20 protein-coding genes and 1 other RNA gene are annotated in these 20,841 nt (G+C 65.0%); 11 read left to right on the top strand and 10 right to left on the bottom strand.

The annotated features are described in order from the left end of the window. Positions 1–47 precede the first annotated feature (47 nt). The 4 genes from BUB39_RS23890 (at position 48) to BUB39_RS23875 (ending at position 3,345) form a co-directional block, all read left to right on the top strand. Positions 48–1,436: a leucyl aminopeptidase family protein gene (locus tag BUB39_RS23890; protein WP_244540361.1), complete on the top strand. Its 1,389-nt coding sequence runs from the start codon at positions 48–50 to the stop codon at positions 1,434–1,436. 103 nt (positions 1,437–1,539) lie between these two features. Further along, complete coding sequence (locus tag BUB39_RS23885) at positions 1,540–1,890, top strand: MarR family winged helix-turn-helix transcriptional regulator (protein ID WP_073058569.1); 351 nt, start codon at positions 1,540–1,542, stop codon at positions 1,888–1,890. Further along, positions 1,887–2,774: a C40 family peptidase gene (locus BUB39_RS23880; protein ID WP_073058568.1), complete on the top strand. Its 888-nt coding sequence runs from the start codon at positions 1,887–1,889 to the stop codon at positions 2,772–2,774. Before BUB39_RS23885 ends, BUB39_RS23880 begins: the two co-directional genes overlap by 4 nt. Positions 2,775–2,790: 16 nt before the next feature. Beyond that, complete coding sequence (locus BUB39_RS23875; RefSeq protein ID WP_073058567.1) at positions 2,791–3,345, top strand: GrpB family protein; 555 nt, start codon at positions 2,791–2,793, stop codon at positions 3,343–3,345. On the opposite strand, the gene BUB39_RS23870 is transcribed toward BUB39_RS23875, so the two are convergent. The 7 genes from BUB39_RS23870 to BUB39_RS23840 form a co-directional block, all read right to left on the bottom strand. Then, entirely contained in the window at positions 3,346–4,305 is a 960-nt protein-coding gene (locus BUB39_RS23870) for a 2-hydroxyacid dehydrogenase (protein WP_073058566.1), read from the bottom strand. Next, positions 4,302–5,927, bottom strand: coding sequence for an ABC transporter ATP-binding protein (locus tag BUB39_RS23865; RefSeq protein ID WP_139251605.1), 1,626 nt, complete (start codon positions 5,925–5,927; stop codon positions 4,302–4,304). Before BUB39_RS23865 ends, BUB39_RS23870 begins: the two co-directional genes overlap by 4 nt. 11 nt (positions 5,928–5,938) lie before the next feature. Then, positions 5,939–7,078, bottom strand: coding sequence for an ABC transporter permease (locus tag BUB39_RS23860; RefSeq protein ID WP_073058564.1), 1,140 nt, complete (start codon positions 7,076–7,078; stop codon positions 5,939–5,941). Positions 7,079–7,081: 3 nt separating this feature from the next. Beyond that, positions 7,082–8,209, bottom strand: coding sequence for a microcin C ABC transporter permease YejB (locus BUB39_RS23855; protein ID WP_073058563.1), 1,128 nt, complete (start codon positions 8,207–8,209; stop codon positions 7,082–7,084). 22 nt (positions 8,210–8,231) lie between these two features. Beyond that, a complete protein-coding gene (locus BUB39_RS23850) occupies positions 8,232–10,121 on the bottom strand; it encodes an extracellular solute-binding protein (RefSeq protein ID WP_084527937.1) in 1,890 nt (629 codons plus the stop codon). Beyond that, positions 10,118–11,986, bottom strand: coding sequence for an extracellular solute-binding protein (locus tag BUB39_RS23845; protein ID WP_425292935.1), 1,869 nt, complete (start codon positions 11,984–11,986; stop codon positions 10,118–10,120). The genes BUB39_RS23850 and BUB39_RS23845 overlap by 4 nt, the downstream gene beginning before the upstream one ends. A gap of 195 nt (positions 11,987–12,181) precedes the next feature. Then, positions 12,182–12,847 carry a c-type cytochrome gene (locus BUB39_RS23840; RefSeq protein ID WP_073058562.1) on the bottom strand — a complete coding sequence of 222 codons (666 nt, stop codon included), beginning with the start codon at positions 12,845–12,847 and terminating at the stop codon, positions 12,182–12,184. A gap of 176 nt (positions 12,848–13,023) precedes the next feature. On the opposite strand from BUB39_RS23840, the gene BUB39_RS23835 reads away from it, so the two are divergent. Both BUB39_RS23835 and BUB39_RS23830 read left to right on the top strand, forming a co-directional pair. Further along, entirely contained in the window at positions 13,024–13,788 is a 765-nt protein-coding gene (locus BUB39_RS23835; protein WP_073058561.1) for a 3-deoxy-manno-octulosonate cytidylyltransferase, read from the top strand. A gap of 51 nt (positions 13,789–13,839) precedes the next feature. Continuing rightward, positions 13,840–14,682, top strand: a complete 843-nt coding sequence (locus BUB39_RS23830; protein WP_073058560.1) for a prephenate dehydratase — start codon at positions 13,840–13,842, stop codon at positions 14,680–14,682. An 18-nt stretch (positions 14,683–14,700) separates the two neighbouring features. Here the strand turns inward: BUB39_RS23830 and BUB39_RS23825 are convergent, their stop codons facing one another. Both BUB39_RS23825 and nudC read right to left on the bottom strand, forming a co-directional pair. After that, positions 14,701–15,468 carry a glycosyltransferase family 25 protein gene (locus BUB39_RS23825; RefSeq protein WP_073058559.1) on the bottom strand — a complete coding sequence of 256 codons (768 nt, stop codon included), beginning with the start codon at positions 15,466–15,468 and terminating at the stop codon, positions 14,701–14,703. A 171-nt stretch (positions 15,469–15,639) separates the two neighbouring features. After that, the gene (gene nudC, locus BUB39_RS23820) at positions 15,640–16,605 is read right to left on the bottom strand and encodes an NAD(+) diphosphatase (protein ID WP_073058558.1); all 966 of its coding nucleotides are present in this window, start codon (positions 16,603–16,605) and stop codon (positions 15,640–15,642) included. Positions 16,606–16,781: 176 nt separating this feature from the next. Here nudC and ffs point away from each other — a divergent pair. The 5 genes from ffs (at position 16,782) to BUB39_RS23795 (ending at position 20,435) form a co-directional block, all read left to right on the top strand. Beyond that, positions 16,782–16,877: signal recognition particle sRNA small type (gene ffs / locus BUB39_RS23815), an RNA gene on the top strand. 122 nt (positions 16,878–16,999) lie between these two features. Then, positions 17,000–18,835 (top strand): DNA polymerase III subunit gamma/tau, encoded by a 1,836-nt coding sequence (locus BUB39_RS23810; RefSeq protein WP_073058557.1) that lies wholly within the window; start codon positions 17,000–17,002, stop codon positions 18,833–18,835. A gap of 34 nt (positions 18,836–18,869) precedes the next feature. Beyond that, positions 18,870–19,193 carry a YbaB/EbfC family nucleoid-associated protein gene (locus BUB39_RS23805; RefSeq protein ID WP_073058556.1) on the top strand — a complete coding sequence of 108 codons (324 nt, stop codon included), beginning with the start codon at positions 18,870–18,872 and terminating at the stop codon, positions 19,191–19,193. Between the two features lie 22 nt (positions 19,194–19,215). Further along, positions 19,216–19,821 (top strand): recombination mediator RecR, encoded by a 606-nt coding sequence (recR, locus tag BUB39_RS23800; RefSeq protein ID WP_073058555.1) that lies wholly within the window; start codon positions 19,216–19,218, stop codon positions 19,819–19,821. Positions 19,822–19,829: 8 nt separating this feature from the next. Further along, positions 19,830–20,435 carry a DUF924 family protein gene (locus tag BUB39_RS23795; protein ID WP_084527925.1) on the top strand — a complete coding sequence of 202 codons (606 nt, stop codon included), beginning with the start codon at positions 19,830–19,832 and terminating at the stop codon, positions 20,433–20,435. Here the strand turns inward: BUB39_RS23795 and BUB39_RS23790 are convergent. Then, positions 20,429–20,839, bottom strand: a complete 411-nt coding sequence (locus BUB39_RS23790; RefSeq protein WP_073058554.1) for a hypothetical protein — start codon at positions 20,837–20,839, stop codon at positions 20,429–20,431. The two genes, BUB39_RS23795 and BUB39_RS23790, sit on opposite strands and share 7 nt — an antisense overlap. Between the last annotated feature and the right edge of the window lie 2 nt (positions 20,840–20,841).

Genomic DNA, 20,841 nt, shown 5'->3' with positions numbered 1-20,841 from the left:
CAGTTCATGATTGACGCCCTTCTAGTGCTGATATGCGGGACAGAGCATTGCCAGATAGTCTCATCGAGCGTTCCGACGCGTCCGTTCCGGTTCACGCCGTGCCGACCGAAGGTCTCGAAGCCATTCTCTCGACCCTGTCCAATGTCGAAGCGAGCTGGGCGCGGGCGACTGGTTTCGACGCGACGATGGGCGCCGTGACCATCATCGCCGATGCAAAGGGCGGCATCGGCCGCGTCCTGTTCGGACTTGGACAGGCCGATGCGTGGCGACGGGCCCCGCTCGGCATCGGCAAGCTGCCGGCGATCCTGCCGGCCGGCGACTATGAGTTCGTGACGGATCTGCCCGATCCAGCGCTCGGTGCGCTCGGTTGGGCGCTCGGCAATTATGCGTTCAGTCGCTACAAGACGACCCGCCAGCCGACGCCACGGCTGGTGATCCCACGCGGCGTCGAGATCGGTTCCGCACGCAGCCTGGCTCGCGCCGTCACGCTGGTGCGCGACCTCGTCAACACGCCCGCCAACGACCTCGGCCCGGCCGAGCTGTCGCTCCAGATCTTCGCGCTGGCCGAACGGCATGGTGCCAAGGTTTCGGAAATCGTCGGCCCAGCGCTGCAGGCGGCGAATTTCCCGCTGATCCATGCCGTCGGCCGCGCGGCCTCGGACGAACGCCAGCCGCGCCTCGTCGATCTCGTCTGGGGCAATACCGATCATCCCAAGGTGACGCTGGTCGGTAAGGGCGTGACGTTCGATACCGGCGGCCTCGACATCAAGCCGTCCAGCGGCATGCTGCTCATGAAGAAAGACATGGGCGGCGCCGCCAATGCGATCGGCCTCGCGCAGCTCATCATGGAGGCGCAGCTGCCGATCCGCCTGCGCCTGCTGGTTCCCACTGTCGAGAACGCCATCTCCGGTCCCGCCTTCCGCCCGGGCGACGTGCTGCGCTCGCGCGCCGGGCTGACGGTCGAAATCGGCAATACCGACGCCGAGGGCCGGCTGATCCTTGCCGATGCGCTGACGCTGGCCGTCGAGGAAAAGCCGGACCTTTTGGTCGACTTAGCGACGCTCACCGGCGCAGCGCGTGTGGCGCTCGGACCTGATATTCCGCCCTTCTATACGCATGACGACAGTCTGGCGGCCGATCTCGCGCGCCATGCCGGCGAGGTGGGCGATCCGCTCTGGCGGCTGCCGCTCTGGGCGCCTTATGAAGCGATGATCGATTCGAAGATCGCCGACATCAACAATGCCGGCCAGGGTGGTTTTGCAGGTTCGATGACGGCAGCGCTCTTCCTGGATCGCTTCGTGCCGAAGACCGTGCCCTGGATCCACGCCGATATCTATGCCTGGAACCCGATGTCCCGGCCCGGCCGGCCGGAAGGCGGCGAAGCGCAGTCGATTCGGGCGCTGTTCAGCCTGATCAGCGAGCGGTTTGCCGGATAGCACGCCAAGCGCCTTGCCGCCGGCATCGCCGTCTGGCTAAATAGAACGGTTCCGAAACGATTGCGTATCGCGTGTTTGCGTATCGCGTGACCTGGAGCCGGCGATGCCCACGAGTTTGCGCCCGTCCCAGGCGCTGCGTCTCTGGCATGACGTCACCTTCGATCTGGTGCGTGACGGCGAGCCTGATCTTTCCGCGCGCCAGATAGCGGTGCTGCTGACCGTCTATCTCGAAATGCCGCCGCATACGGTTCGAGGTCTGGCCGCCAAGCTCGGCGTGACCAAGCCGGCGATCACGCGCGCCCTCGACACAATGGGGCGGCTTGGACTTGTCACTCGCCATCGCGATGCGTCCGACCGTCGCAATGTCGTGGTCCAGCGGACCGTTGCCGGTGCGCTGGCCGTCGAACGCCTGGGCGATCTCATCATCGCCCGCCACAAGGAGCTGCCGCCATGAACGCCCTTTCGCTGCTCGATCCGCGCAGCCATGCCTTCCGGCCGGATCTGGCCGATGCCAGGCTTCAGGGCCGGGTCGAAGCCCAACGGTTCGTCGAAGGGACGCTGAGGCGCATTACCGCCGCGTCAACGCCCATCCGCGGTGCACCACGGACCGATGGCGGCGTCGCCAGCGAGGCGCTACATGGCGAGGTTGTCCGGGTCTTCGAGGAGACGATCGAGGGCTGGGCGTTCGTCCAGCTCGAGACGGACGGATATGTCGGCTATGTCGCCTCCGACGCGCTTGGTGCTGTCGATCCGGGGCCGACGCATCGCGTCACCGCCTTGCGCACTTTCGTCTATCCCGAAGCCGATCTTCGGCGCCCCCCCCTTGGCTTGCTCTCGTTCGGCTCGGTCCTGGCGCTTGGCGGCGAGGCCGTGACGCGCGGCACCCCGTATCGCCTGCTCAAGAACGGCATGGGTGCCGTCGTCGCAACGCATGTGGCGCCGATCGACGATGCGCCGGCGCTCGACTTCGTATCGGTTGCGGAACGGTTCATCGAGACGCCCTATCTCTGGGGCGGTCGTACCAGCCTCGGGCTCGATTGCTCCGCGCTTGTGCAGCTTTCGCTTGCCGCCACCGGCATCAAGGCGCCCCGCGATTCCGATCAGCAAGCGGCCTCGCTCGGCGATGTCCTGTCCGACGGTTTGCTCGGGACGCGCCTCCGCGGTGATCTCGTGTTCTGGAAAGGCCATGTCGGCATCGTCGCCGATCCCGAGACGCTCCTGCATGCGAGCGGCTACCAGATGGAGGTCGTAGCCGAGCCGCTCGATGAGGCAGTTGCGCGCATCGCCGCCAGTGCCGGGCTTCCCACGGTCGTGCGGCGCATCGCGTTCGAGACATAGGGCGGAGAGGGTCGTGATGATCGAGATCGCCGCTGCGCGCGAGGACTGGCCGGATGAGTTCGCGCGACTGAAGCCTATTTTGCGGCGTGCCTGTCCTCAGCTTCTCGCTGTCCACCATATCGGCTCGACGGCCGTGCCGAACTTGGCGGCGAAGGATGTCATCGACATCCAGGTAACGGTCGATGACCTCGCCACCGTCGATATCGCTGCTTTCGAACGGGAGGGGTTTGCTGCGCGGGCGGGCCTGGTCGATCATTGTCCACCTGGCCTGGACCTGCCGCCTCAGGAGCTGACGAAACACTTCTTCAAACGTACCGTTCGACCGGCCAATGTGCATGTGCGCGAGCAGGGACGTTTCAACCAGCGCTATGCGCTACTCTTTCGTGACTATCTGCGCGCTCATCCCGGTGCCGCCAGCGCCTATGGGCTCATCAAGCAGCGCCTCGTTGCGTTCTTTCCGGACAATGCCGACGCCTATTACGACATTAAGGATCCGGTCTGCGATCTGATCATGGCAACAGCTAACGAATGGGCGCTTTACGTCGACTGGTCGGAGCCGACCAGCGACTGATCAGTAGCCCTGCTTGGGATCGACGATATTCTTCAGCGGGCGGCCGGCTTCGAAATCGAGGATCGCGCGGTGAATGCCTTCCGCAAGAACAGATGCGTCGCTGGTTGCGGCGACATGCGGCGTGATCACCACTTCGGGACGCGACCAGAGCGGGCTTGAGGCGGGCAGCGGTTCCTTCTCGAACACGTCGAGGCTGGCGCCGATCAGAGCGCCCGTATCGAGCGCCTCCAGAATATCGGCCTCGACTTGCAGGGCGCCGCGGCCGGCATTGATCAGTACGGCGCCGCCGAGCGCCCCGTCGCGCGGCAGCTTTGCCAGAAGGCTCTTGTTCAAGATGCCCCGTGTTGCCGGTGTCGCAGGCAGCAGCACGACGAGAATGTCGGTGCGGGCTAGAAACGGTTCCATCCCGTCGACGCCGGAGAAACAGGCAACGCCTGGCAGCGTCTTCGGCGTGCGACTCCAGCCGGCGACGTCGAAACCGAGCGACAGCAACACCTTCGCCGATGCCTGGCCGAGTTCGCCGAGGCCCATCAGTCCCACGCGCACATCGCGCGCCACCGGTTGGGTGATCTCGTTCCAGCGATGTGCCGCCTGTTGCCGAAGATAGGCAAGCTGACGACGATGATGCATCAGCACCTGCAGGACGACCCATTCGGTCATGCGCATCGTGAGATCGGGATCGACGACGCGGACCACCGGCACGTCGGGAAGCGCGGCCTTGCCGAGGATATGGTCGACGCCAGCGCCAAGCGAGAAGATTGCCTTGAGGTTTGGCAGGCCGAGAAAGGCTTCGGCAGGCGGCGCCCAGGCCAGCACGTAATGCACCAGCGCGGGATCGGGCAGGTTAGGCCATGTGAAGACGGGCCTCTCCGGATCGGCGCGGAATGGCGCCGCCCAGGGCTTGGGATCCCAATGGCCGGCCGCGACCAGCACGCCCGGCAAAGACGCAGCGCCGGTCATTGCGCGACGACGCCCTCCGGCGCGGTCTCGATCGCGAAGGCGGCGGCCATCAGCGCACGGGTATAGTCGTCCTCCGGCGCGGCGAAGATGCGCTCCGCCGGGCCATATTCGATCATCTTGCCGGCGCGCATGACGAGCACGTCATTGGCCAGCGCCCGCACGACCTTGAGGTCGTGACTGATGAAGAGGTAAGCGAGCCCGTGCTTCTGCTGCAGGTCGCGGAGCAGGTCGACCACCTGGGCCTGCACCGACATGTCGAGCGCCGAGGTCGGCTCGTCCAGCATGACGAATTGCGGCTCCAACACCATCGCCCGGGCGATCGAGATGCGCTGACGCTGACCGCCGGAGAATTCGTGCGGATAGCGATGGCGGCTGACCGGATCGAGGCCGACTTCCTCCAGCGCATGGGCAACCTTCGTCTCCCGCTCGCGAAACGTCAGCGCCGGCTGGTGAACACGCAGCCCCTCGGCAACGATCTCGCCGACCGACATGCGTGGGCTCAGCGAACCGAACGGATCCTGGAACACCACCTGCATGTTGCGGCGGAGCGGGCGCATCTGGTCGAAGCCGCGCGCATCGATGCGCTCGCCCTTGAAGCTGATCGCGCCCTGCGACGAGATCAGCCGCATCATGGCGAGGCCGAGCGTCGTCTTGCCCGAGCCGGATTCGCCGACGACGCCGAGCGTCTGGCCGCGACGCACCGTGACATCGATGCCGTCGACGGCCTTGACGTTATCCACAGTCCGGCGGAAGAGCCCGGCCTTGACGGGGAACCAGACTTTCAGATTCTCGGCCAGCATGACGACGGGCGCCCTGGTGTCGGAGGCCGGCGGCTTGCCGCGCGGCTCGGCCGCGAGCAGATGGCGGGTATATTCGTGCTGCGGGTTGGCAAAGACATCGGCCGTGTTGCCAGCCTCGACGATCTTGCCCTTGGTCATCACGCAGACACGGTCGGCGATCTTGCGGACAATGCCGAGATCATGGGTGATGAAGAGCAGCGCCATGCCGCGCCGGACCTGGATCTCCTTGAGCAGCTTCAGGATCTGCGCCTGGACCGTGACGTCGAGTGCCGTCGTCGGCTCGTCGGCGATCAGAAGATCGGGCTCGTTTGCGAGCGCCATGGCGATCATGACGCGCTGGCGCTGGCCGCCCGAAAGCTGGTGCGGATAGGACCCGAGCCGCTTGGCGGCGTCACGGATGCCGACTTCCTCCAGCAGTTCGAGGATGCGCTTGCGGGCGCCCTGGCCGCCGAGGCCCTGGTGGATGGAAAGGACTTCGCCGATCTGCTGCTCGATCGTGTGCAGCGGATTGAGCGAGGACATCGGCTCCTGGAAGATCATGGTGATCTTGTTGCCGCGGATGCGGCGGAGCTCGCGATCCGATGTCGCGAGCAGGTCCTCGCCGCCGAGGAGGATGCGGCCTGTCGGATGCTCGGCCGCCGGATAGGGCAGCAATTTCAGAACCGAAAGCGCCGTCACCGACTTTCCTGAGCCGGATTCGCCGACCAGCGCCACGGTCTCGCCGGCGCCGATGGCGAAGGAAATGCGGTCGACCGCGACGGTCCTGCTGTTGCCCTGGACGAAATGAACCGAAAGGTCCTCGACGACGAGAAGGGGCTGCATCGGCTCTGCCATCATCCGAATGCCTTGCGCGGATCGAAGGCATCGCGGACCGCCTCGCCGACGAAGACGAGGAGAGACAGCGTCAGCGAGATGACGATGAAGCCGGTGATTCCAAGCCACGGCGCCTGCAGGTTGTTCTTGCCCTGGCTCATCAGTTCGCCCAGCGAAGGCGAGCCAGGCGGCAGGCCGAAGCCGAGGAAGTCGAGCGAGGTCAGCGTCACGATCGAACCATTGAGAATGAAGGGCAGGAAGGTCAGCGTCGCGACCATGGCGTTCGGCAGCACATGGCGGACGATGATCGTCGCATTGTCGACGCCGAGAGCCCGCGCCGCGCGGACATACTCAAAATTGCGCGCGCGCAGGAATTCGGCGCGCACCAATCCGACCAGCCGCACCCAGGAGAACAGCAAGAGGATGCCGAGCAGCACCCAGAAGCCGGGCACCAGCACCGAGGCGATGATCAAGAGGATGTAGAGCTCGGGTAGCGAGGTCCAGATTTCGATGAAGCGCTGGAACAGGAGGTCGATCCAGCCGCCGAAATAGCCCTGGATCGCGCCGGCGGCAATGCCGATCGCCGAGGAAACGATGGTCAGGATAAAGCCGAACAAGATCGATATCCGGAGGCCATACATCACGCGGGCGAGGACGTCGCGGCCCTGGTCGTCGGTGCCGAGCCAGTTGAAATTACCGAGCGTACAGTTGGGATCTTCGGCTCCCAGGGGATAGGCCCGGCAGCGCTCGTCGGCCGGAATCAGCCACCACGGGGCTGCGGGGGCCGGAGTGGCGATCTCGTTATTGACCGTGTCATAGGAATAGCGAACCGCCGGCCAGATCATCCAGCCATGGGCGTTGATCTCGTCCTGGATGAACGGGTCGCGGAAATTCGTCGTCGCCAGGAACCCGCCGAACTTCTCCTCCGGATAGTCGGCGAGGACCGGAAACAGGATCTCGCCCTTGTAGGAGGCGATGAGTGGCCGGTCATTGGCGATGAAGTTGGAGAGCATCGTCACGGCGAAGAGCGCCATGAACAGCCAGAGCGACCAAGCGCCGCGCCGATTGCGCAGGAAATTCTGCCAGCGGCGGCGGTTGAGCGGGGAGAGCGCGAAACGGCGCGGCTCGACCTCGGCGGCGGCAAGTGCAATGTCGGCCAAGGCTCAGACCTCCCGCTTCTCGAAATCGATGCGCGGATCGACCCAGGTATAGGTCAGGTCCGAGATCAGGCCGATGACGAGGCCGAGCAGAGAGAAGATGTAAAGCGTCGCGAAAACGACCGGATAATCGCGGTTTATGACGGATTCGAAGCCGAGCAGCCCGAGACCGTCGAGCGAAAAGATCGTCTCGATCAGGAGCGAGCCGCCGAAGAACGCGCCGATGAAGGCGCCGGGGAAACCGGCGATGACGATCAGCATCGCGTTGCGGAAGACGTGGTGGTAGAGCACGCGATTTTCGGTGAGGCCCTTGGCGCGTGCCGTCACGACATATTGCTTGCGGATCTCGTCGAGGAACGAATTCTTGGTGAGCAACGTCGTCGTGGCGAAGGCCGAGAGCGCCATCGCGATCACCGGCAATGTGATGTGCCAGGCGTAGTCCAAGAGGGCCGCCGGGTTGGTGACCCATTGCCAGAATGGCATCGACGCATATTGATCTGACCAGAGCCCGCGCAGCGGAAACCAGTCGAGGAAGCTGCCGCCGGCAAAGAGGACGATCAGCATCACGGCGAAGAGGAAGCCGGGGATCGCATAGCCGACGACGACGAGGGCCGAGGTCCAGACATCGAAGCGCGAGCCGTCGCGCACCGCCTTGGCGATGCCGAGCGGGATCGAGATGCCGTATGAGATCAACGTCATCCACAGGCCCAGCGAGATCGAGACGGGCAGCTTTTCCTTGATCAGGTCGATGACGCTGATATCGCGGAAATAGCTCTGGCCGAAGTCAAAGCGGGCATAGTTCCACAGCATCAGGCCGAAACGCTCGAGCGGTGGCTTGTCGAAGCCGAACTGCTTTTCGAGTTTGGTGATGAATTCGGGGTCGAGCCCCTGCGCGCCGCGATATTTGGAATTGATCGGCCCGCCTCTGCCGGTTTGGTCCTGCGCGCTCATGCCGGCATCGCCGCCGCCGCCCGAGATGCGGGCCGTGGCCGAGACGTCATTGCCCTGGAGCTGTGCGATGACGCGCTCGACGGGCCCGCCAGGGGCGAACTGCACGACGATGAAGGACAGCGTCATGATGCCGAGAATGGTCGGAATCATCAGGAGCAGGCGTCGGATGATATAGGCGGCCATGAGCGCGTCGAAATCCTTCCCGTCAGCCCGGTCTGCCGATGGCGGCAGCGCGCTCGCGGTCGTACCACCAGGTGGTCTCCGGAGAGAAGCCATAAGCGGGCTTCGCCTCCGGCCAGGCGAAGATGTCCCAGCACGCAATGCGGTGCGCGCCGGGCAGCCAGGCCGGAATCCAGATCTGATGCGCCCTCAGCACGCGGTCGAGCGCGCGCATCGACGTCACCAGCGCTTCGCGATTTGCGGAGCCGCCCGTGGTCGCGATCAGGCTGTCGACGACGGGATCCTTCAGTCCAGCAAGGTTCGAACCGCTGCTGACATCGGCGGCGGCAGACCCGAAGATCTGCTCGATGCCATCGATCGGTGTCGCGTCGAACATGGTCCGGCTGGCGATGATGTCGAATTGGAAGTCGCCCCGCCGCCGCTGATATTGCGCCGCATCGACGAGCCGCATCGAGGCATCGACACCGATAGCCTTGAGATTGGCAATATAGGGCGTCAGCACACGCTCGAAAGCGGGCGACTGGATCAGGAATTCGAGCGTCAGCGGTTCGCCGGCCGCATTGACGAGGTGACTGCCCTTCGGCTGCCAGCCGGCCTCGCGCAAGAGGCCGACGGCCGTCTGCATCAGCTTGCGATCGCGGCCGCTGCCGTCGGCAACGGGCGGTGTGACCGGAGGGCCGTCGAGAACGCCGGGCGGAAGATTGGCGGCGAAAGGCTGAAGCAACGCAACTTCGCCGGGGCTCGGCAGACCGGTCGCGGCGAAATCCGAGCCTTCGAAGAAGGATGAGCTGCGCTGATAGAGCCCGTAGAACAGGTTCTTGTTGGTCCAGGTGAAATCGAGGACCATTCCGATGGCCTGACGGGTGCGCGGATCGGCGAATTTTCCCCGGCGCAGATTGAAGAACCAGCCATACATGTCGGCGCGGCGTTCGGACGGGAAGTCCGGTTTCTTGACCTTGCCCTCGCGCACGGCGGGAAACGTATATCGCGTCGCCCAGTTCTTCGATGCCGGCTCCTCGCGCCAGGTCACTGCGCCCTTGGCGAAGGCTTCGAACTCGACGTCGGGATCCTGATAGAATTCGACGCGGACATGCTCGAAGTTGTAGCGCCCGCACGTGACCGGCAGGTCCTTCGCCCAATAGTCCGGAACGCGCTCATAGACGATCGACCGGCCGGGACTGATCGCACCGATCTTGTAGGGGCCCGAACCCAGCGGCGGCGTCATCGTCGCGGCCTCGAAATCGCGGCCGGCATAGAAAGCCTTGGAAAAGATCGGCAGGGTTCCCGCGACGATCAGAGGCTCCTTGATCGATTGCTCGCCGGTGAATGTGACGACGACACGATGGTCGCCATCGGCAGTGACCGAGGCCATCTGCCGGATCGATTGCGAAATATCCGGGTGGCCGTGCTGCTTCAGGGTCTCGAACGAAAATACGACGTCGGCCGATGTCAGCGGCGTACCATCATGGAAGCGCGCCTCTTCGCGCAGGTCAAAGGTGAAGCGGTTGCCGTCGTCGGAGACCGAGACGCTTTTGGCGACCAGGCCGTAAAGCGAATCAGGCTCGTCAAGCGCCGCCACCATCAGCGTGTCGAAGACGAACTCGATACGCGGCGGCGCGTCGCCCCGGAAGGTGAAACCATTCAGCGTGTTGAAGGTGTTCGCGCTCTGATTGTAGTACCAGTTCGGCGCCGTGAAGATGAAGCTGCCACCCTTTGGCGCATCCGGATTCACATAGTCGAAATGGCTGAAATCAGCCGGATATTTGAGCTCGCCAAAGACGGAAAGGCCGTGCAGGCCGCTCTTGCCGGCGACGCCGGCCAAGGGCGTCGCGAGAGCGACGCCGGACCTTGCCAAAAGTCCCGTTGCAAGGCTGCCGAGGAGAACGGTTCGCCGCGAAGGCCGCCAGCCGATCAAGGCGCTGCCCCCGGCGCTGCCGTGGCCGCGGGCTTGGCGGCGTCGATCCACCACGAAGAGGTGTCGATGCCGCTATAATCAGGCTGCTTGGCCGGAATGCCGAACTTGTTCCAGTAGGCCACGTTGATCGTGTCGTTGAACCAGTTGGGTACGACGTAATAGTTCCACAGCAATACGCGATCGAGCGCATGGGTCGCCGCGACGAGGTCGTCGCGGTTGGTTGCGAAGACGACGCGATCGACCAGCTTGTCGATGGCCGGGTTCTTGATGCCGATGACATTGCGGCTGCCGGGAAGATCGGCGGATGCCGAGGTCCACATCTCGCGCTGCTCGTTGCCCGGCGACTGCGATTGCCCGATCACGGTCGAGATCATGTCGAAGTCGAAATTGTTGACGCGGTTCTGGTACTGCGCAGGATCGACGGTGCGGATGGTCATGGTGACGCCGATGCGCTTCAGGTTTTGAAGATAGGGTGTCACCACGCGCTCGAAGGTCGGGTCATCCAGTAGGAACTCGATGGTGAAGGGCTCGCCCTTCGCGTTGACGAGGCGATTGCCCTTGAGCGTCCAGCCGGCCTGCTGCATCAGTTCGACCGCCTTGCGGAGATTGTCGCGGAGCGCCTGCGGCGTGTCGTTGACCGGCAGATGGAAGGGCTGGGTAAACAGCTCGGGCGGAACCTCGTCCTTCACGCTCTGAAGGATTTCCAGCTCTTTGCCTTGGGGTACCCCACTCGACGCGAGGTCGATCCCGGCGAAATAACTCTCGATCCGCTTGTATTTGTTGAAGAACAGCGTCCGGTTCATCGTGTCGAAATCGAAGGCGTAGTTCAGCGCCTGACGGACGCGGATGTCCTGGAATTTTTCGCGGCGCTGGTTGAGCACGAAGCCCTGCATGCGGCCCGCCGCATGATAGGGAAATGACCGTTTGATCACATCGCCGCGCGTTACCGCCGGGAAGGTGTATTCGGTTTCCCAGCGGGCGATGCGGTTCTCGAGGTGGATATCGTCGAGGCCGCCCTTCTTGAACGCCTCCCAGGTCGCCGATGGATCGCGGAAATAGGTGTAGACGCGGCTGTCGAAGTTATTCCGCCCGACCATCGTCGGCAGGTCCTTGCCCCAATAATCGTCGACACGGCTCCAGACGATACGATTGCCGGGCGAGAAGGATTCGATCTTGTAGGCGCCCGAACCGAGCGGTGGCTCCAGCGTCGTGCGTGTGATGTCGCGCTTCTTGCCGGAGGGGTCGGTTCCTTCCCACCAGTGCTTTGGCAGCACGACGAGATCGCCGAGGATGTTGGGCAGCTCGCGATTGCCGGGCTTGTCGAAGGTGAAGGTCACCTCGTGATCGCCGGTCGCCTCGGCCTTCACCACATTGGCGTAGTACTTGTTGTAGAATGGGCTCTGCGCCTTGAGCGTGTTGAATGACCAGATGACGTCGTCCGTCGTGATCGGCTGGCCGTCGTGCCAACGCGCTGCTGGATTCAGGCGGAACCGGGCCCAGGCGAAATCTACGGGATAGCTGATCGCTTCCGCGATGAGGCCGTAATTCGTGCCGGCCTGGTCCGTTGCCTGGTCCATCAGCGTGTCGTAGAGCAGTCCGCCGCCAAACGCGGCGAAACCGGCGGCCGGATTTCCCTGCACGACATAGGGATTGAAGCTGTCGAAGGTCCCGTCGACGGCGGCATTCAGCGTGCCACCCTTCGGCGCATCCGGATTGACATAGTCGTAGTGCTGGAAGCCGGCGGGATAGTTCGGCTCGCCGATGAGCGATGTCGCATGGCGCCACGGCGCATCGGCTTTCGATGCGTCGGCTGTCGTCGCGGCCGCGGGTGCGTCTTCGGCGAAGCTCGGCGCCAGAGGCGGCAGCAAGGCGAGGCCGGCGAGGAGGGCTGCGAAGGCGGCTCTGAGCAAGGACGATTCTCCGAAAGGCTGGCTGCATTGTCAGCGTTGAATGCAGCGAGGGCAACCATGCTGCCAAGAAGCTCGGCGAATTCGGGCATGAAAAAGGCCGGAGCACTGGCTCCGGCCTAAGCTTTCCAAGATTTAATGAAGGCGCGGCGCCTATGGAGCGGCGGGCGCAGGGGCGGCCGGAGCCGGAGCGGCAGGCGCCGGAGCCGCGCCAGGGGCGGCAGGTGCTGCAGCCGGCGCCGCATCGGCGGGAGCCGCCGGCGCGGCTTCAGGCGCGGGGAGCGGCTCGGGCGTCGCGGCCAGCGTGCGCAGGTAAGCAATCACATTGGCGCGGTCTTCCGGCTTCGGCAGGCCGGCAAAGCCCATCGCCGTGCCGGGCATGTCGGCGCTCGGCTTCTTCAGGAAGTGATAGAGGTGCTCATAGGTCCACTTGTCGCCGGCTTCATGCGCCTTGGTGAGAGCGGCCGAATATTTGAAGCCCTGCATCTCGCCGATCGGGCGGCCGATGACGCCGTAGAGATCGGGACCCACCTTGGCGCCAGCGCCTTCCGCGAAATTATGGCAAGCTGCACACTTCTTGGCGACAGCCTCGCCCGCCGACGCATTGGCGGTCTGCATCAGCGTCGCGATCGGCGGGTCTTGTGCAACGGGAGCCGCAGCGCCACCGGCGGGCGCTTCTTCAGCCACGGCGATCTCGAAGCCCGGCTTCTCCATCTCGGCAGGCGCATAGATCACCCCCGAGACAATGCTGAGCGACATCACCACCAAAAGGGTGAAAAGGACCGCGCCCAGTATCTTGTTGACCTCGAAGGAATCCATCGGTCCCGGCCCCAGTCGCAATGAAAATAAGGACTTGGCACCCCCGTCGGTTGACGAGAAGCCAAAGCATGTGGCGCGGAAACTACAAGCTTTCGCCCAAGCCGCGCAATACGTATGAAGGTCGCGCCATTGAGACTTTTTGACACCCGCGGCGTGAATGAGGCGGAGCCAAGCGAATGAGCGTGAAAAGAGAGGCCCTGGTCATGGTGCCGGCCCGCATGGCTTCGACGCGGCTGCCGGGCAAGCCGCTCGCCGATATCCACGGCGAACCGATGATCGTGCATGTGTGGCGCCGCGCGGCGGAGGCTGGGATCGGGCCCGTCTTTGTGGCGACCGATGACAAGGATATCGCGGCTGCGGTGCGGCGCGCCGGCGGCGAAGCCGTCCTGACGCGCGCCGATCACGAGAACGGCTCATCCCGCATTCACGAGGCGGTCGGCCTCGTCGATCCGGGCGGCCGATATGACCTGGTCGTCAATGTCCAGGGCGACCTGCCGACGGTAGAGCCGTCTTCCGTTGCTGCCGCCTTCGCGCCGCTCGCCGATCCGGCAGTCGACATCGGAACCATCGCGGCTGTCATCACCGAAGAGGCAGACAAGACCAATGACAGCGTGGTGAAGATCGTCGCCTCGCCCAAGACGGTCGAAGGAATGCTCTCGGAACGGCAGCTGCGGGCGCTCTATTTTACGCGCGCCACCGCGCCCTGGGGCGCCGGGCCGCTCTATCATCATATCGGGCTCTACGCCTATCGCCGGGCGGTGCTCGAGCGCTATGTCGCGCTGCCGCCATCGCCGCTCGAACGGCGTGAGCGGCTGGAACAGCTGCGAGCGCTCGAGGCCGGCATGCGCATCGATGTCGAGGTCGTTGACGCTGTGCCGCTCGGTGTCGATACTCCGGCCGATCTCGAACGGGCGCGCCTTCTGCTTTCCCGCAAAACCTAGCTCGACCAAGGGCATCCGTCGCTTCGGCGACGTCTGGAAACGACCCATCCCATGAAGAAAATCGTGTATCAGGGCGAACCTGGCGCCAATTCCCACATCGCCTCGCATGCCGTCTATCCGGACTACGAGGCCGTGCCGGCGCCGACTTTCGAGGATTGCTTCCAGGCGATGTCGCGCGGCGACGTCGATCTCGCGATGATCCCGATCGAGAATTCGCTCGCTGGGCGCGTGGCGGACATCCATCACCTGCTGCCGGATTCAGGCCTGCACATCATCGGCGAATATTTCCTGCCGATCCGGTTCCAGCTGATGGCGCCGCATGGCGCGACGCTCGCGACGATCAAGACGGTGGAGAGCCATGTGCACGGGCTTGGCCAGTGCCGCCGCATCCTGCGCGAGCACGGCTATCGCGCCGTCGTTGCCGCGGATACGGCCGGCGCCGCGCGCATCATCGCCGAATCGGGCGATATCACCCGCGCCGCGCTGGCCCCGCGCTTTGCCGCCGAGCTCTATGGTCTCGACATCCTGGCGGAGAATGTGGAAGACGCCGAGCACAACACGACCCGCTTCGTCATTCTGTCGCGCGAGCCCGTGACCGCGCCGGCCGACAATGGTCCCGTGCTCACCACCTTCGTCTTCCGGGTGCGCAACATTCCGGCCGCGCTCTACAAGGCGCTTGGCGGGTTTGCGACCAACGGCATCAATATGACGAAGCTCGAAAGTTACCAGCTTGGCGGACGATTCACGGCGACGCAGTTCTATGCCGATGTCGAGGGACATCCCGACCAGGCGAATCTGACGCTGGCCCTGCAGGAACTGGCCTTCTTTTCGGAGGAGCTGCGCATCCTCGGCGTCTATCCGGCGTCTTCTTTCCGCGCTCATGGGCGTGCCTGAGGCGCGGATCGCTTCGACTCAGCAGGCGAGCTGGATGTTGACGGTCGTCTGGATGTCGGACGTCATCTGGTTGTTGGGGCCGAGCGCGAGGGCCGGGTAGCAGGCCGCGGCCCGGATCATCCCCTTCTGCAGCGCGAGATTGAACATGCTGTCCATGCCATAGGGCCGGATGACGCGATCTTCACCGATCAGCGTCACCTCTTCGCGTGACGAGAGCGGCAGGCACGTCGAGAGCAGCACCTTGGCGCTTGCCGGCGTGATCGCATAAGCGAGCAGGCCCCAGAACTGGACGCAGCGGAAGAGATTGGGCCTGACATCATGCAGGCGTGAATAGGATTCGAAATAGCCGGGGCGCTTCTTCACTGTCTCGTCGAACCGCATCGCCGAAACGACGCCATCCGAGCCGCGCAGGGCAACGACCGAATCCGTGTTGTAGCCAAGCACGATCACATCGCAGGCGGCGAGATTGCGCTCAAGGATCGGCTTGGCGTGCTTCCAGAAGTCGCCGCGCAGGCACGCGTCGTCCTCGAAGATGAGGTAGGGCTCGGTGCCTTCGGCGCAGTTCCGCCAGATCGCCGCGTGCGACAGCGCATTGCCGAGCGCGCCTGGACCGAAATTGTACTCGCCCTCGTCGAGCAGCCCGCTTTCGATCAGCCGGTGACGCGCGATGCGGTCGCCCTCGGCAGCGGGAAGGAAGGAAAAGGCCAGCGGCTGGGTCTTGTTCCAGGCCTCGAACGTATCGCGCCTGTCGACGCGATGCGGGAGGCTGATCACAATGGTCTTCACGCCCTGCCATCTCCCCCGAGACGTCGCCCCACGATGGAGCGATCAGGTCCGCTGACGCATGGTCCCATGCGCCGAAAATCACTGTAGCGAACCGCCGCGAAGCGTCACGGAGAGATTTGTATTGCTGTTAGTCCCTTTGTTTCCAACTGTTTCCACATTAGGGCGCGGGTCTCAATCGCCCTCCGCCCAAGCCCTGATGAGGGTGTGCGCGATGGCCATCCGGGGCGGTGTCGAGAGGCCGTCGGGATGGCGGCCTTCCAGCATGGCGAGGGTTTCCTCGCGCGAGAACCAGCGGCAATCCTCGAGCTCGTCGGTGTCCGGGATGATTTCGCTGGTGAGCGCCTCGGCCATGCAGCCGATCATCAGCGACATCGGAAACGGCCAGGGCTGACTAGCGTGATAGGCGACCCGGCCGATCTTGACGCCGGCCTCCTCCTGAATCTCGCGCCGGACGGCATCCTCGATCGTCTCGCCCGGCTCGACGAAGCCGGCGAGGCAGGAATAGGTGCCGGCGGCAAAGCGTGCCTGGCGGCCCATCAGGCAGCGGTCGTCGCGGATCGCCAGCATGATCGCGACGGGATCGGTGCGCGGAAAGAACTGCGCGTCGCAATTCGGGCAGTCGCGCCGATAGCCGCCCTGGCTCATCACCGTCCGCGTGCCGCAGCGGCCGCAGAAGCGGCTGGAGCGATGCCAATGCAGCAGCGCGCGCGCCTGCGCGAGGGCGCCCAGCGTTTCAGGATCGGCTGTATCGGCAAGCAACCCGCCGGCGGAGCCGTTGATCGCGAGCGTGCGCATGGACACCGCATGGAACGAATCGGCGTCGAAGGTGGTCTCGCTGGTGATGGTCGCGGCGAGGCGCGGCGTGCCGTCGGCCCAGCCAAGCAGGATCACTTCGTCAAGATCGGCGCCGATGGCCTCGGCCTCGCGCAGCGTGAACAGCGCGTTGGCCGCTTCGCCGCTTCTCAGCATCGCCTCGTCGCCGCGCAGCAGCATGATGCGTGCGGAGGGATCGGCGAGGGCGGCCGAAAGGCTCGCTTCGTTGCGCTGCTCGCTGCGCCGGTCGAGCCGGTTGCCGGAGAAGCCGGTGAGCGTGCTCGCCTCGGGTGAGGGGAGCTTGTCGAAGAGCGATCGGGTCATGGCGGAGGGCTTTGGCGAGTGTGGTGGCGGCCGCGATATGGCGCCCGGTGAGGCCGGCATTACGCCACAGATGGAGGCGGGACGAAAGCTGGTCCTCGTGCGTCGCGTGCGGCGCGACGCACGAGCCTCGACAGGGGACTTGCCAAGCGGCTCTGAAACGACGATATGTCGCCGCGGGAGGTTGGTGGTGGACGTACCACTCGCCAATCGGGTCAGGTCCGGAAGGAAGCAGCCCCAACGAGCCAGGCACGGGTCGCGTGCCAGCCTCCTACTTTACCCCCTTCTTTCTTGATCCGCTGCTGAGCCTGGGCCATAGCCTGTGCTAGGGTCCGGCTCTCCAGGTGCGTTCGGACCCGAGGGTCCGTTTGGCCGGATCGAGGCGACAGGACGAGGCATGGACGGCGGCGAATTCTCGGGCGCGACCAAGGACACGGGGGCTGTCGCCTATCGCGTCCTCGCGCGCAAATATCGTCCGAAGAGCTTTGACGATCTCGTCGGCCAGGAGCCGATGGTCCGCACGCTGCGCAACGCCTTCGAGACCGGCCGCATCGCACAAGCCTATATGCTGACCGGGGTCCGCGGCGTCGGCAAGACGACGACCGCCCGCATTCTGGCGCGCGGCCTCAATTATCTCGTGCCCGGCAAAATCGATAAGCCGACCATCGACATGCCTGAACTCGGCGTCCACTGCGCCGAGATCATGGAAGGCCGCCATGTCGACGTGATCGAGATGGATGCCGCCTCCAACAACGGCATCGACCATATCCGCGAGATCATCGAGGCGGTGCGCTACAAGCCGGTGTCGGCGCGCTACAAGGTCTACATCCTCGACGAGGTGCACATGCTTTCGGGGGCCGCGTTCAACGGCCTCCTGAAGACGCTCGAAGAGCCGCCGGAGCATGTGAAGTTCATCTTCGCGACGACCGAGATCCGCAAGGTCCCGGTGACCGTGCTCTCGCGCTGTCAGCGCTTCGATCTCCGCCGCATCGAACAGGACCGGCTCATCGGCCTGCTCGGGACGATCACGGCGCAGGAGGGCGTCACGATCGACGCGGAAGCGCTCGCCATGATCGCGCGGGCCGCCGAAGGTTCGGCGCGTGATTCGCTGTCGCTGCTCGACCAGGCGATTGCCCATGGCGCCGGAACCATCGTCGCCGAAGACGTGCGCGGCATGCTCGGCCTCGCCGACCGCAGCCGCGTCATCGACCTGTTCGAGGCGTTGATGGCTGGCCGCGTCTCAGACGCGCTCTCCTTGTTGAAGGCTCAATATGACATCGGCGCCGAACCGGGCGTCGTGTTGCAGGATCTCGCCGCCTTCACGCATCAGGTGACGCGGATCAAGGTCGTGCCGGGCGCCGGCGAGGATGCCGGCATGGCCGAGAATGAGCGCCGCCGCGCCGGCGAATTCGCCGCGACGCTGCCGCTGCGCATTCTTTCGCGAACCTGGCAGATGCTCCTGAAGGGTATCGAGGAAGCGCAGGGATCGAGCCGCCCGCTCGCCGCTGCCGACATGGTGTTGATCCGCATCGCCCATGCGAGCGATCTGCCGACGCCGGACGAAGCGCTTCGTCTCCTGAAGAGCGGCGCGTTGCCGGCGCCGTCATCGCCAGCCGCCCCGCAGCCACCGTCTCCCGATCCCGGCGCCCGCGCGAGCGCGCCGTCATCCAGCGCTTTCGGGCAGGGCGGTGGCCAGGGCCGAAGCATGGCCGAACCGGCTTTCCGACCGGTCGAGGCATCGGCTCAGCCCGTTCCCGCCACGGCTAAGGCCGTGCCGGCCATCCGCTTTCAGCGGTTCGAGGACCTCGTCGCCTATGTGGGTCTGAAGCGCGACCTGCCGCTCAAGCTGGCGCTCGAACGCGAGGTTCGGGTCATCCGCTTTGAGCCGGGCCTGCTCGAATTCGAGCCGACGGCGGATGCGCCGCGGACGCTCGCGGCCGATATCGGCCGCAAGCTGACGGATTGGACCGGGGAACGGTTCATGGTGTCGCTCGGGCGCGGCGCGACGACCCAGACGCTCGCCGAACGGCAGGAAGCCGAGCAGCTGAAGCAGAAGAGCGATGCGCGCTCCGATCCGCTTGTCGCCGCCGTGCTGGCGCGCTTCCCGGGCGCCGAGATCGTCGATGTGCAGATTCGCGGCGAGGAGAGCGACGCTGCCGCCCTCCCGGCCCCGGTCGCCGCCGATGTCATCGGCGACCTCACCGACGATCCGTCGGAACAGACCGACGACTGATCCATCCAACGTTGACGAACAGGAGTGAAACCCGATGCGCGACATCATGGGCATGATGAGCAAGGCGAAGGAACTGCAGTCCAAGATGCAGGAGATGCAGGAGCAGGTCGCCGTGCTCGAGGTCGAGGGCAGCGCCGGGGCCGGGCTCGTCACGGTCACCATGACGGCCAAGGGCGATCTCAAGAAGATCGCGATCGACCCATCGCTGCTGAAGGCCGACGAAGGCGAGATTCTCGAGGACCTCATCATCGCTGCCCATACGGACGCGCGCGGCAAGGCCGAGAAGCTGCTGGCCGAGAAGATGCAGTCGCTGACCGGCGGGCTCGGTCTGCCGCCCGGCCTCAAGCTGCCGTTCTGATCGCGGCCAAGCGGAGACTGACATGCCGCGCGCCGTCGCCGGACCCGAGATCGAGAGGCTGATCCAGCTTTTGGGGCGTTTGCCCGGCCTTGGGCCGCGCTCGGCGCGCCGGGCTGCGCTGGCGCTGGTCAAGAAGAAGGACCTTCTGCTCGTTCCGCTCGCCGGCGCCATGACGGTGGCCGCCGAGCGCATCGTCACCTGCTCGGTCTGCGGCAATGTCGATACCTCCGACCCGTGCATCATCTGCACCGACCCGACCCGCGACGGCCGTACGATCGTCGTGGTGGAGGACGTCTCCGATCTCTGGGCGCTTGAACGCGCGGCGGCGATCAATGCGCGTTATCACGTACTCGGCGGCACGCTGTCGCCGCTCGATGGCGTCGGGCCGGAGGATCTCACGATCGACCAGCTCGTCGCGCGCTGCGCGGGCGGGGATGTGTCCGAGGTGATCATCGCGGTGAACGCCACGGTCGACGGCCAGGCGACGGCCCATGTCATCACCGACCGCCTGGCCGGGCTGCCGGTAAAGGTCTCGCGCCTCGCGCATGGCGTGCCAGTCGGCGGCGAACTCGATTATCTCGACGAAGGCACGCTTTCGGCCGCCATCCGCGCGCGCACGCCCTTCTGAGGCCCGATATGATCCCGGACGACATCCTCATCGAGGCGCACCACTTCTGGTGCGGGCACCTGCCCTCCAAGGACTATTTCCCTGCGGAAAAGGCGGGCATCTGGTTCGAGCGAAGCGACGCCACGGATGCGCAGATCTTCTCGATCTTCGGGCCGTTCCTGGACGCCGTTGCGGCGAATGACTGGCCGGTCGATCAGCTCGACCGCGCGGAGGCGATCGGCCTTGTCATCATGCTCGATCAGTTCCCGCGCAACATCTTCCGCGACGATGGTCGGGCGTTCGCCTATGACGCGACGGCACGGCGCCATGCGCGCGCGCTCGTCGAAAGCGGGGTAGAGCGTTTTGCGCTGATCGAGCGCTGTTTCCTCTATCTGCCGTTCGAGCACAGCGAGGATATAGCCGACCAGGAATTCTCGGTCGCGCTCTATGAAGCGCTGCTTGGCGATGCGCCGGCAGCCCAGGCGGACACCTATCGCAACTATCTCGACTTCGCGATCAAGCATCGCGATCTGATCCGCCGTTTCGGCCGCTTCCCGCATCGCAATGCCGTTCTCGGGCGGGAGAATACGCCGGAGGAAGCCGCTTTTCTCGCGGAGCATGGGCGCGGTTACTGACGTGCTGCTCGGGTTGCCAACGCCGTGGGGATGAGCGCGAACAGGATCTGGCCGAAAAGGCCGAGCGCGCCCGCCGGGGTCGCCATCGAGGCGGCATAGGTGGCAGGCGACGTTCCGGCGAGCCCTGCGGCGAAAGTGAACTCAGCCAGCATCAGCAAGACGAAGGCGCAGCCACCCATGAAGAGGGGCTCGCGCCGTCCCCTGACCGCGAAACGGCGCATGAGCCGATCCGCGACGATGATAGATACGGCAAGTAAGATCGGCAGCTCCACCGCGACCGCCAGCGTCGCGCCGACGCGCGGAGCCAGCCACAGCGTGCGGATGATGCCGAGGATGAATCCGGCGCAGAAGACGACGGCGAAATAAGCGGCGGCGCTGCGAAGGACGCGGCCGGCGGCGCTCATCG

The sequence above is a fragment of the Kaistia soli DSM 19436 genome, from assembly GCF_900129325.1.
Lineage (GTDB): Bacteria > Pseudomonadota > Alphaproteobacteria > Rhizobiales > Kaistiaceae > Kaistia > Kaistia soli.
The sequence above is the reverse complement of the archived record's forward strand: the minus strand, read 5'-3'. Positions and strand labels throughout refer to the sequence as shown.

What these genes read in the sequence shown, in the direction of transcription:
- BUB39_RS23795 (WP_084527925.1), top strand. Translation starts at nt 19,830, where the DNA reads ATGATCCCGGACGACATCCTCATCGAGGCGCACCACTTCTGGTGCGGG.
- BUB39_RS23870 (WP_073058566.1), bottom strand. Translation starts at nt 4,305, where the DNA reads ATGACCGGCGCTGCGTCTTTGCCGGGCGTGCTGGTCGCGGCCGGCCAT.
- recR (WP_073058555.1), top strand. Translation starts at nt 19,216, where the DNA reads ATGCCGCGCGCCGTCGCCGGACCCGAGATCGAGAGGCTGATCCAGCTT.
- BUB39_RS23880 (WP_073058568.1), top strand. Translation starts at nt 1,887, where the DNA reads ATGAACGCCCTTTCGCTGCTCGATCCGCGCAGCCATGCCTTCCGGCCG.
- BUB39_RS23790 (WP_073058554.1), bottom strand. Translation starts at nt 20,839, where the DNA reads ATGAGCGCCGCCGGCCGCGTCCTTCGCAGCGCCGCCGCTTATTTCGCC.
- BUB39_RS23855 (WP_073058563.1), bottom strand. Translation starts at nt 8,209, where the DNA reads ATGGCCGCCTATATCATCCGACGCCTGCTCCTGATGATTCCGACCATT.
- BUB39_RS23865 (WP_139251605.1), bottom strand. Translation starts at nt 5,927, where the DNA reads ATGCAGCCCCTTCTCGTCGTCGAGGACCTTTCGGTTCATTTCGTCCAG.
- BUB39_RS23840 (WP_073058562.1), bottom strand. Translation starts at nt 12,847, where the DNA reads ATGGATTCCTTCGAGGTCAACAAGATACTGGGCGCGGTCCTTTTCACC.
- BUB39_RS23810 (WP_073058557.1), top strand. Translation starts at nt 17,000, where the DNA reads ATGGACGGCGGCGAATTCTCGGGCGCGACCAAGGACACGGGGGCTGTC.
- BUB39_RS23835 (WP_073058561.1), top strand. Translation starts at nt 13,024, where the DNA reads ATGAGCGTGAAAAGAGAGGCCCTGGTCATGGTGCCGGCCCGCATGGCT.
- BUB39_RS23885 (WP_073058569.1), top strand. Translation starts at nt 1,540, where the DNA reads ATGCCCACGAGTTTGCGCCCGTCCCAGGCGCTGCGTCTCTGGCATGAC.
- BUB39_RS23875 (WP_073058567.1), top strand. Translation starts at nt 2,791, where the DNA reads ATGATCGAGATCGCCGCTGCGCGCGAGGACTGGCCGGATGAGTTCGCG.
- BUB39_RS23830 (WP_073058560.1), top strand. Translation starts at nt 13,840, where the DNA reads ATGAAGAAAATCGTGTATCAGGGCGAACCTGGCGCCAATTCCCACATC.
- nudC (WP_073058558.1), bottom strand. Translation starts at nt 16,605, where the DNA reads ATGACCCGATCGCTCTTCGACAAGCTCCCCTCACCCGAGGCGAGCACG.
- BUB39_RS23805 (WP_073058556.1), top strand. Translation starts at nt 18,870, where the DNA reads ATGCGCGACATCATGGGCATGATGAGCAAGGCGAAGGAACTGCAGTCC.